The 9780-nt window shown below is 66.3% G+C and carries 11 protein-coding genes; 8 read left to right on the plus strand and 3 right to left on the minus strand.

The features are described from left to right. The 6 genes from DH10_RS35095 to lpxK all read left to right on the plus strand — a co-directional run. A partial coding sequence (locus DH10_RS35095) for a TldD/PmbA family protein (protein ID WP_192385893.1) occupies positions 1 to 1262 on the plus strand: 1262 nt, incomplete at its 5' end. Next, positions 1249 to 2058, plus strand: coding sequence for a 3'(2'),5'-bisphosphate nucleotidase CysQ (locus DH10_RS35100; protein ID WP_210325089.1), 810 nt, complete (start codon positions 1249 to 1251; stop codon positions 2056 to 2058). The genes DH10_RS35095 and DH10_RS35100, both read left to right, overlap by 14 nt. A gap of 75 nt (positions 2059 to 2133) precedes the next feature. Further along, the gene (locus DH10_RS35105) at positions 2134 to 2379 is read left to right on the plus strand and encodes a DUF4170 domain-containing protein (protein WP_192247791.1); all 246 of its coding nucleotides are present in this window, start codon (positions 2134 to 2136) and stop codon (positions 2377 to 2379) included. A 5-nt stretch (positions 2380 to 2384) separates the two neighbouring features. Then, the gene (locus tag DH10_RS35110; protein ID WP_192385894.1) at positions 2385 to 3161 is read left to right on the plus strand and encodes a lysophospholipid acyltransferase family protein; all 777 of its coding nucleotides are present in this window, start codon (positions 2385 to 2387) and stop codon (positions 3159 to 3161) included. Continuing rightward, a complete protein-coding gene (waaA, locus tag DH10_RS35115; protein WP_192247785.1) occupies positions 3158 to 4474 on the plus strand; it encodes a lipid IV(A) 3-deoxy-D-manno-octulosonic acid transferase in 1317 nt (438 codons plus the stop codon). Before DH10_RS35110 ends, waaA begins: the two co-directional genes overlap by 4 nt. Before the next feature lie 74 nt (positions 4475 to 4548). Continuing rightward, positions 4549 to 5577 carry a tetraacyldisaccharide 4'-kinase gene (gene lpxK, locus DH10_RS35120; protein ID WP_192247782.1) on the plus strand — a complete coding sequence of 343 codons (1029 nt, stop codon included), beginning with the start codon at positions 4549 to 4551 and terminating at the stop codon, positions 5575 to 5577. Positions 5578 to 5592: 15 nt separating this feature from the next. On the opposite strand, the gene DH10_RS35125 is transcribed toward lpxK, so the two are convergent. Continuing rightward, positions 5593 to 5823: a DUF2093 domain-containing protein gene (locus tag DH10_RS35125; protein ID WP_192247779.1), complete on the minus strand. Its 231-nt coding sequence runs from the start codon at positions 5821 to 5823 to the stop codon at positions 5593 to 5595. A gap of 156 nt (positions 5824 to 5979) precedes the next feature. Here DH10_RS35125 and DH10_RS35130 point away from each other — a divergent pair, with 156 nt between their 5' ends. After that, positions 5980 to 6531: a hypothetical protein gene (locus DH10_RS35130; RefSeq protein ID WP_192385895.1), complete on the plus strand. Its 552-nt coding sequence runs from the start codon at positions 5980 to 5982 to the stop codon at positions 6529 to 6531. Between the two features lie 73 nt (positions 6532 to 6604). Here the strand turns inward: DH10_RS35130 and DH10_RS35135 are convergent, their stop codons facing one another. Continuing rightward, the gene (locus DH10_RS35135; RefSeq protein ID WP_246506066.1) at positions 6605 to 7531 is read right to left on the minus strand and encodes a LysR family transcriptional regulator; all 927 of its coding nucleotides are present in this window, start codon (positions 7529 to 7531) and stop codon (positions 6605 to 6607) included. Between the two features lie 90 nt (positions 7532 to 7621). Between DH10_RS35135 and DH10_RS35140 the strand changes: the two genes are divergently transcribed. Further along, on the plus strand, positions 7622 to 8509 hold the full coding sequence (locus DH10_RS35140) for a DMT family transporter (RefSeq protein ID WP_192385896.1): 888 nt from the start codon (positions 7622 to 7624) through the stop codon (positions 8507 to 8509). Between the two features lie 656 nt (positions 8510 to 9165). On the opposite strand, the gene DH10_RS35145 is transcribed toward DH10_RS35140, so the two are convergent. Beyond that, on the minus strand, positions 9166 to 9780 hold a 615-nt coding region (locus DH10_RS35145; protein ID WP_485020607.1), incomplete at its 5' end, for a DNA mismatch repair MutL family protein.

A 9780-nucleotide genomic window follows, 5' to 3' on the forward strand; every position in this document is an offset into this window, starting at 1 on the left:
CCGCCGACGCGGTCGCGGTGCGTGGCCGTTCGGCCGGCGTGTCAGTGCGGCTGGGCAAAGTCGAGGGCACCGAATCGTCCGAGAGCGAGGATGTCTCGCTTCGCGTCTTCGTCGGCCAGCGCGTGGCGAGCGTCTCGGCCACCGCCGCCTCCGATCCGAAGGCGCTTGCCGAGCGCGCCGTCGCCATGGCGAAAGTCTCGCCCGAGGATCCGTATCAAGGCCTCGCCGACCCGGCGCTGCTCGCCCGCAATTCTCGCGATCTCGATCTCTTCGATCCGACCGAGGTGTCGGCCGACCAGTTGAAGGCAGCGGCGCTTGCGGCGGAAGCGGCGGCTCTTGCCGTCAAGGGCGTCACCAATTCGGCCGGCAGCGGCGCCAGCGCCGGGCTTGGCGGCCTTGTGCTCGCCACCTCGCATGGCTTCCTCGGCCAATATGTCGCCTCGCGCTTCTCGCGCTCGACCAGCGTCATTGCCGGCGAGGGCACGGCGATGGAGCGCGACTATGAATTCTCCTCGCGCCAGCATTTCGCCGATCTCGACGCGCCGGAAGATATCGGCCGCAAGGCCGGTGAGCGCGCCGTGCGCCGCCTCGGCGCCCGCAAAGCCGCGACCGGCCCGATCGATGTCGTGTTCGATCCGCGCGTGGCGCGCGGCATCGCCGGCCATCTCGCCGGCGCCATCAACGGCGCCGCTGTGGCGCGCAAGACAAGCTTCCTGCGCGACATGATGGGCAAGCAGGTGGCCTCGACGGCGATCACCGTCACCGACGAGCCGCTGCGGCGTCGTGGGCAGGCCTCGCGTCCCTTCGACGGCGAAGGCGTCGAGGGCGAGAAGCTTTTGATGGTCGATAGGGGCGTGCTCAACCACTGGTTCCTGTCCACCTCGGCTGCGCGCGAGCTCGGTCTCGTCACCAACGGTCGCGGCTCGCGCAGCGCTTCTTCGGTTTCGCCGTCCTCGACCAATCTCGCCATCGAGCCCGGCGAACGCGCGCCGGAGGAGCTCATCGCCTCGCTGAAGCGCGGCTTCTACGTCACCGAGGTGTTCGGCCAGGGCGTCGACATGGTGACCGGCGAATACAGCCGCGGCGCTTCCGGCTTCTGGATTGAGAACGGCGCGCTCGCCTATCCGGTGGCCGAGGTGACGATCGCCTCGAACCTGAAGACCATGTTCCTCAACATGGTGCCGGCAAGCGACCTCGACCGCAATTTCGGCACCGCCGCGCCCACGCTGCTGATCGAGGGGATGACCCTTGCCGGTGCCTGACGCGGTCATCTCAACCGGGGCACGCGGGGACCTCGCCCTGCTTCGTGACGCCGCCCGCGAGGCCGGCGCCATCGCCATGCGCTATTTCGGCAACAACCCGCAGGTGTGGATGAAGGGCGGCACCTCTCCGGTTAGCGAGGCAGACCATGCCGCGGACGGCTATCTGCGCGAGACCTTGCTAAAGGAGCGCCCGGATTACGGCTGGCTGTCGGAGGAGACCGCCGACGATCATGCGAGGCTTTCGGCCCGCCGCACCTTCGTCGTCGATCCGATCGACGGAACGAGGGGCTTTCTCGAAGGACTGCATTCCTGGTGCGTCAGCGTCGCCGTGGTCGAGGACGGCCGCGCGCTGGCCGGCGTGCTTGAATGCCCGGCAAAGCATGAGACCTACTGGGCGCTGCCCGGCGAGGGCGCTTTTCTCAACGGCAAGCGCATCCATGTTCGCCCGCTCGGTGACACTGTCGAGATCGGCGGGCCGAAGCCATTGGTCGACCGCATGCCGGAAGCCTGGCAAGGGAGGCTGCGGCGCACGCCTTATATCCCTTCGCTCGCATACCGGCTGGCGATGATCGCCAATGGCAAGATCGACGCGACCTTCGTCAAGCCGCGCGCACATGACTGGGACATCGCCGCCGCCGACCTGATCCTCAACGAAGCCGGCGGCGCCTTGCTCGACCGCGGCGGGGAGCGGCCACGCTATGCCGGCGAGGTGATCAACCACGGCGCGCTCGCCGCCGGCAGCGGCGAACTGCTGGGCATTCTTGCCGGCGTCATCGCCGGAGCTGACGAAGGGTGAGCCGGTCGATAGTTCCAAAAACGGCTGCTTTGGTCTAGACCTGTCACAAAACTCATGAATCTACGAAGGATCGGCATGGCCGTGGAAGACGGAAAGAAACAGCTTTTGCACCTGGTGTTCGGCGGCGAGCTGAAAAAACTGGGTGGAACCGAGTTCCGTGACCTGGACGCGCTCGACATCGTCGGCATCTACCCCGACTATCAATCGGCGCACGCCGCCTGGAAGGCAAAGGCGCAGGCCAGCGTCGATAATGCCCATATGCGTTATTTCGTCGTTCACCTGCACCGGTTGCTCGACCCGGAAACAAAGGTAGCCGGTTGACATCGATGGAGCATGAAGCGGTGAAAGGGGCGACGGGGCGCGCCGCCGGGCGGGGCGGGACGCGCACGCTGTGGCGCCGCATCCGCGAGCCGCTCGCCCAGTCGCGATTCGTCAAGAATTTCATCGCCGGCCTGTTCGCCTGGTTCGTGCGCCTGATTCGCATCACCAGCCCGCTGGTCAAAGGCTCGACCCAGGTCGCCGGCGGCGCCTATGCGCATCTCGAGCCGGGCATCATCGCGCTGTGGCACGGCCAGCATCTGCTCACGCCTGCCTACTATCCCAAGGGTCGGCCGCTGGTTGCCATGGTCTCGCGCAGCGCCGATGCCGAGCTAAACGCGCTGATGATCGAGAAATTCGGCATCGAGGCGGTGCGCGGATCGGGTGGCCGCGACAGTTCGAAGCATCTCGACAAAGGCGGTGCCAAGGCCTTGATCGCGCTCAAGAAAGCGCTGGTCGCGGGCAAGAATGTCGCCATGATCGCCGACATCCCGCATGGCACGCCGCGCGACGCTGGCCTGGGCATCGTGCTCCTGGCCAGGCTTTCCGGCAGGCCGATCCTGCCCTCGGCGATCGCCACCAGCCGCCGCAAGGTGCTGGAAAGGAGCTGGGACAAAACCACCATCAATCTGCCCTTCGGCCGCTCCGCGGTCATCGTCGGCACGCCCGTCTTCGTGCCCGCCGATGCCGACGACGCCGAGATGGAGCGCAAGCGCCAGGAGGTCACCGCCTCGCTCAACGCCGCAACGGCCGAGGCCTATCGCCTCGTGGACGGCGCGAAATGAGCGAGCGCTGGGCGCGCGCAGCGCTGACGGCCTACCGTTATGCGGGGGCCGTCGCCTATCCGCTGATCGGACCCTATGTCGCCTGGCGCGCCTCGCGCGGCAAGGAAGACCGCGTTCGCCGCCGCGAGCGCTACGGCGTCGCCGGCCGGCCTCGGCCGGAAGGCCCTGTGATCTGGATCCACGCCGCGAGCGTCGGCGAGACGATCGCCGTCGTGCCGTTGGTCGAATGCATACTCGACTATGGCGTCAACGTCGTGCTGACCACCGGCACCGTGACCTCGGCCAAAGTCGCCGACGAGCGGCTTGGCAGCCGCATCATCCACCAATATGTACCGCTCGACCTCAAGCCCGCGGTGAGCCGCTTCCTCGATCACTGGCGGCCGGAGCTGGCCATCATAGCCGAATCGGAGATCTGGCCGATGACCATCCTGGAGCTCGGGGCGCGCAACGTGCCGCAGGTCCTGGTCAACGGGCGGCTGTCGGACCGCTCCTTCAGGTCGTGGAAGAAACGCGCGAGCGTCGCCGAGGCGCTGTTCGAGAACCTTGCCCATGTCGTCGCCCAGTCGGATGTCGACGGCGAGCGGTTCCGCGTGCTGGGCGCCCGGCCGGTCACCGTCTCCGGCAATCTCAAGGTGGACACCAATCCGCCCCCGGTCGACGAGCGTGCGCTGGCGACGTTGCAGCGCCAGATCGGCGGGCGCCCGACCTGGGCGGCGATCTCGACCCATGATGGCGAGGAGGTCGTCGCGGCGGAAGTCCATGCGACCCTGCACAGGCGGCATCCCAGTCTGTTGACTATCGTCGTGCCGCGGCATCCCGACCGCGCCGATGCGCTTGCCGCGCAGATCTCCGGGATGGGGCTCAACGTGGCGCGCCGCAGCAAGGGTGACCGGATCTCGCCCGACACCGATATACTGCTCGGCGACACGATCGGCGAGATGGGTCTGTATCTCAGGCTGACAGAGATCGCTTTCGTCGGCCGTTCGCTGACCTCCGAGGGCGGGCAGAATCCGCTGGAGCCGGCGATGCTCGACACGGCGGTGCTTGCCGGCCGCAACGTGCAGAATTTCCGCGAGGCCTATCAGCGCCTGCTCGACCGTGGCGGCGCCAAGCTGGTGCGCGACCGCGACATGTTGGCCGGAGCCGTCAATTTCCTTTTGACTAACGAGGCGGCGCGCCACGAGATGATGGCGGCGGGCGCCGCGACCGTCGACGAGATGCGCGGTGCGCTCGCCCGCACGCTGAAGTCGCTCGAGCCCTACATCCAGCCACTGGTCGTCAAGTCGCGCCTGAAAGGCGCCAACGGGCGCTAGCGCATGGCTCCAAAAATCGGAATCGATTTTGGGAGAGGATCAGGCGCGAACGCAAATTGCGCGGAACCAGCGCCATGACCAGCGAAGCGCCGCCCTTCTGGTGGGAAAAGCCGGACTGGCGCGTGCTGGCGCTGTCGCCGGCGTCGGCGGTCTACGGGATGGTGGCCGGCCGCCGCATGCGGCATGCGCCGCGCGAGAAGGTCGCCGCACCTGTGCTCTGCGTCGGCAATTTCACCGTCGGCGGCAGCGGCAAGACGCCGGTCGCCATCGCGCTGGCGGAACAGGCAAAGCGCATGCAGCTTACGCCGGGCTTCCTGTCGCGCGGCCATGGCGGCTCCTTCGCCAAGCCGCATGTCGTCGATGCGCATTACGATGCCGCCAAGCATGTCGGCGACGAGCCGCTGCTGCTCGCCGAACATGCGCCGGTGGCGGTGACGGCCAACCGCGCCGCCGGCGCGAGGCTGCTGATGGAACAGCACGGCTGCGACTTCCTGATCATGGACGACGGCTTCCAGTCGGCGCGCATCCATATCGACTACGCGCTGGTCGTGGTCGACGCGCGCTTCGGCATCGGCAACGGCCGCGTCATTCCCGGCGGGCCGCTCAGGGCCAAGGTCGTCGACCAGTTGGTCTTCACCAGCGGCCTGCTCAAGATGGGCGAGGGGAGTGCCGCCGATAAGGTGGTGCGTCAGGCGGCACGCGCCGGTCGTCCGATCTTCCTGGCGCATGTCGAGCCTGCGAACCCGGCGCGCTTTACCGGCGGCCGCTTCCTTGCCTTTGCCGGCATCGGCCATCCGGAAAAATTCTTCGACACGGTGCGCGCTGCCGGCGGCGAGGTCGCGCTGTCGCGCGCCTTCCCGGACCATCATGTCTACGCCGCGGACGAGCTCGCCGATCTGGCAGCGCTTGCGCGGCGCGAGGGGCTGCGCCTCGTCACCACCGCCAAGGACGCCGCGCGGCTCCGCCACGCCGCCGCACCCGCCGGGTTCATCGAGCAGCTCGACGTGCTTGAGATCGACGCCGTGTTCGAGCTAGACCACGTGCCGGAGCGCATCATCAACGAGACGCTCGACGCCTGGCGCCAGCGCAAGATGCGCGGGTAACGAACGGAGGGCCTATTACCGGCTGCGTAATTCCGGATGCATCTCGATTTCGCGGCGCAGCGATGCTGTCGCGTTCACATAAGGCTCCTGCCTGGCGACGCTCCAATATTTGAGCTCGTCCAGCGGAATGCTCTCGCCGGTCACGGCGCAGCGCACGAACGAGCCGGGGCTCGTCACCTGGAAGTCGCCGTCGAGATAGCGGATGCGCGCTTCCTTGCCGCCGGGGCCTTCAAAACGGTTCATCATGAAATGGCGCTTAAGTTCATCGGGGTTCAATCGCCACAAATCGCGGACAAGGTCAAGCTTGGCGCAATGCTCATGTAATATTGCCGTGTGGCACGATGGTTGTCAGGAAGCGCCATGGACATCACCAATGCCAGCATGACGTCGCTGCTGTAGGAGGTGCTCACCCCGCAGCCGGTGCCCTCGGCCAAGGTCGATCCGGCGACCGCCGCGCTGGTCAAGGTGCTCGTCCAGCCGCCGGCGCCCGCTATGGCGCAATCGGCGCAGTTCGCCGCGCAGGCGCTGAACAGCTCCCTGGCCAAGCCGCCCGCTCAATCGTCGCAGCGCTTGTCGTCCGCGGAAATCGAGAACGCCTACAAAGCCGTCATGGAGCCGGATGCCGGCACTGATGACGCATCGGCGAGGGCCCAGGCTCGTACGCCGACAGCCGGTGCCGATCAGCATTCGGCGACCCAGACACAGCCGCCAGCCGCCGACAACACGGCGAGGGTAGCGCCAACTCCGCCGCCCTCTTCGTTCTCGCCGGCTCTTGCTTCATCGGTACTGGCCGCGGCCAACGCCAACGCGCCGCAACCGGGACGTACGGCGGCCCGGCCGGCGGGTCATGCCCCGCGATCCGAACCCGGCCAGGTGTCGCTGTGGACGATATCCATTGTGACAGCAATCGTCTCGGCTGCGACCACCACAATCGTGCTGATGCTGCTGCGCTGATCCGGCCGATCTAAAGCAATTCCAGGAAAAGTGGGCAACGGTTTTCCGTCCGGAATTGCGTAAAAACAAAGCTCTAGTCGTCGTCTTGCAGGAAGGCTTCGAGCTTCTCCGGCGCCAGCCTCGCCTGTTCCGCGATGCGTCGGGCGAGATCGGCGGCGGCGGCGCGTGGCCGCCCGACCGGGCGATCGAGCCAGTAGGACACCGGATTGAGCGCGACCCGCTCGTCAACGCCGACGATCCGGCCCGACTTCAACTGGTCCTGCGTCAGCGGCGGCCGCGCCAGTGCGACGCCCAGCCCGTGCGCCGCCGCGTCGAGCACAAGATTGTAATCCTCGAAGCGCCGGTCCTGCGGGCGCGGGCGGTAGTCCACGTCCTGCGCCGCGAACCAGGCGCGCCAGCCGGAGGCGTCGGAATCGTTGATCAGCGGGAATTTGAGCAGCCGTGCCGGGTCGCCTCGCCCAATCTCCTTCGCCAGCTCCGGCGACGCGATCGGGAAAATGTGCTCTTCGAAAAGCTGCACCGAGACGCGACCCGGAATGCGGCCGCGCCCGCACCGCACCGAAAGGTCGATGCCTTCGTCGGCGAGATCGGCCTGGCGGTTGTCGACGTCGAGCACGATGCGCAGCCGGGTCGGGTTGTTTTCCAGCGCCGCCATGCGCGGCATCAGCCAGAGGCCGCTGACCGAGGGGATCGAGGCAAGCCGCACCACGGCGGTGCCGCGTGGCTCCACCCAGCGGTCGGAATTGACCGAGATCAGCGCGAAGGCCTCTGTGGTGCGAAGATGCAGCCGGTTGCCCTCGTTGGTCAGCGTCACGCCACGCGCGTTGCGCTCGAACACCTTGAGCCCCAGCCAGTCCTCCAGCTTGGCGATCTGGCGGCTTACCGCTCCATGCGTGAGGTTGAGCTTTTCGGCCGCGGCGGAAAAGCTCCCGGTGCGCGCCGCCGCGTCGAAGGCGCGCAAGGTTTCCAGCGGCAGCATCTGGTTCGAGCTGTGATCCATGTTCACAGCTGACCCTCGAATTGCTCGTTTGTCAATCGGCCGGCAATAGCGTTTTCTCCCTCCATGACACTGAAAGACGAGGATTCGGCAATGAGCGCTTACACCGGCACGTTGAATGAGACACAGCGCATGGACACCACCGCGGCGATCGCGGTGGCGCTGACGGTGCTCGGCTGGGCGTCTGCCTTCCCGGCGATCCGTGCCGGCCTCGCCGCCTTCCAGCCGCTGGAACTCGGCGCGCTGCGCTTTGCCATCGCCGCCGTGCCGGCGGCGATCTTCCTGGCCGTCAAGCGCCCGGCGCTCCCCAGGGTCGATGAGCTGTGGCGCTTCGGCTTCGGCGGCGCGATCTTCGTGGCGCTCTACACCGCCATGCTCAATTTCGGCGAGCTGACCGTGTCGGCGGGGGGCGCCCGCATCAATGTCAGCCCCATCTTCACGGCAATCATGGCGATGGCGCTGCTCGGCGAGCGGTTCTCGCGTCTTGCCTGGTTCGGCACGGTGATCTCCTTCACCGGTATCGGCATCATCGCGGTGGCCGACGGGCATGGCCTGCGTTTCAACGCCGGCGCGCTGCTTGTGCTGGGCTCCGCGTTGTGTTCGGCGGTCAACACCATCGTCCAGAAGCCGCTCTTTGCCCGCCATCATCCGCTGACGATCGCCGCTTCCAACATGGTGCTCGGCGCGCTGTGCCTGTCGCCCTTCCTGCCGGAAGCGTTCAGGCAGGCCGCCATCGCCGATACCGCCGGCCTCGGCGCCGCCATCTATCTCGGCATCGTGCCCTCGATGATCGCCTATGCGGCCTGGGCAACCGCGCTTTCCCGCCTGCCGGCCGCGCGCGCCTCGAACTTCCTCTACCTGGTCTCGCCGACTTCCGCCCTGATCGGCTTCTTCTGGCTGGGCGAAGTGCCGAGCCTGCTCGGCATCGTCGGTGGCGCGCTGGCGCTGGGGGGTGTCATCGTGGTGAATTTGAAACGCTGAATCAGAGGGTTGGAAGGTTTTCTTGAAACAAGGCGGCCACCCGGTCCAGCGCGTTGGTTAGCCAGCAAGCGAACTTATGAAGTCTGAAATCTGACGGGTGCCACGCAATCTCATCACCGGCACGTGCGGTCCCCTCACCAGACGCTCCTGCTCGATGAGCGGTCGACTGTTACGATCGAAATTCCAGATGTAGCGCAGAAACGATAAAACTCCTTATCCAGCCTCTCGATGCATCCTGCCGGAAGGTCAGGCCGAGGCTGGTTCAATGCGCTACGCAATAAGACCCGGCTCAGACATGTCATGCGAGGGGTGTCGAGCCAGACAACGAGATCCGCCCGGGGAAGCCTTAGATCGAATGTCTGCTGATAATAGTTTCCTTCGCACACCCAGCCGCAACCCGAGATGGCCTCGCTGACGCGGGCGCGGAAAACCTCATATTGAGGTTTGCTCCAACCAGGTCCCCAAAACAATCCGTCTAAATGCACGATCGGCAATTTCAGCCGTTCGCCCACTTTCCTTGCAAGGGTTGAATTGCCGCTTCCGGCATTTCCAAGAATTACGATCCGTTGCACAAGGCGACCTCAAAAAGCTTGGGTTCCTCGTTCCTGTGAAACGAGGCCGCGAAGCGACCGGTGAGGGGGCATAGCCAGAAGCCTTCACCGCCGCCCGAACAGCCTTTCGATGTCGGCGAGCTTGAGCTCGATATAGGTCGGGCGGCCGTGGTTGCAGGTGCCGGATCCTGGCGTCGCCTCCATCTGGCGCAGCAGCGCGTTCATCTCCTCGGCCTTGAGCAGGCGGCCGGAGCGCACCGAACCGTGGCAGGCCATGGTCGCGGCAATTTTGTCCAGCCGCTCCTTCAGGGTTTCGACCGTATCGTTGTCGGCGATCTCGTCGGCCAGATCGCGCACCAACTGTTGCACATTGGTTTCGCCAAGCATCGACGGCGTCTCGCGCACCGCAACCGCGCCCGGCCCGAAGCGCTCCAGCCCGAGGCCGAATTTGGCCAGCGTGTCGGAATGCATCGCCAGCCGCTCGGCATCCTCTTCCGGCAGGTCGACGATCTCGGGCAAGAGCAGCATCTGCGATGGCACGGCGCGCGAATTGAGCGCGTTCTTCAGCGCCTCATAGACTAGCCGCTCATGCGCGGCATGCTGGTCGACGATGACAAGCGAATCCCTTGTCTGGGCGACGATGTAGTTCTCGTGCACCTGCGCGCGCGCGGCGCCCAGCGCCATGCCGAGCAGCGCTTCGGCCGGCTCCGCGGTACCGGC

Origin of the sequence: Mesorhizobium silamurunense (assembly GCF_014843825.1) — a bacterium.
Classification (GTDB): Bacteria; Pseudomonadota; Alphaproteobacteria; order Rhizobiales; family Rhizobiaceae; genus Mesorhizobium; species Mesorhizobium silamurunense.

Bases quoted from the DNA above. Each gene is read 5' to 3' on its own strand.
- DH10_RS35105 (WP_192247791.1), top strand. From the start codon at position 2,134: ATGGCCGTGGAAGACGGAAAGAAACAGCTTTTGCACCTGGTGTTCGGC.
- DH10_RS35110 (WP_192385894.1), top strand. From the start codon at position 2,385: ATGGAGCATGAAGCGGTGAAAGGGGCGACGGGGCGCGCCGCCGGGCGG.
- waaA (WP_192247785.1), top strand. From the start codon at position 3,158: ATGAGCGAGCGCTGGGCGCGCGCAGCGCTGACGGCCTACCGTTATGCG.
- lpxK (WP_192247782.1), top strand. From the start codon at position 4,549: ATGACCAGCGAAGCGCCGCCCTTCTGGTGGGAAAAGCCGGACTGGCGC.
- DH10_RS35125 (WP_192247779.1), bottom strand. From the start codon at position 5,823: ATGATGAACCGTTTTGAAGGCCCCGGCGGCAAGGAAGCGCGCATCCGC.
- DH10_RS35135 (WP_246506066.1), bottom strand. From the start codon at position 7,531: ATGGATCACAGCTCGAACCAGATGCTGCCGCTGGAAACCTTGCGCGCC.
- DH10_RS35140 (WP_192385896.1), top strand. From the start codon at position 7,622: ATGAGCGCTTACACCGGCACGTTGAATGAGACACAGCGCATGGACACC.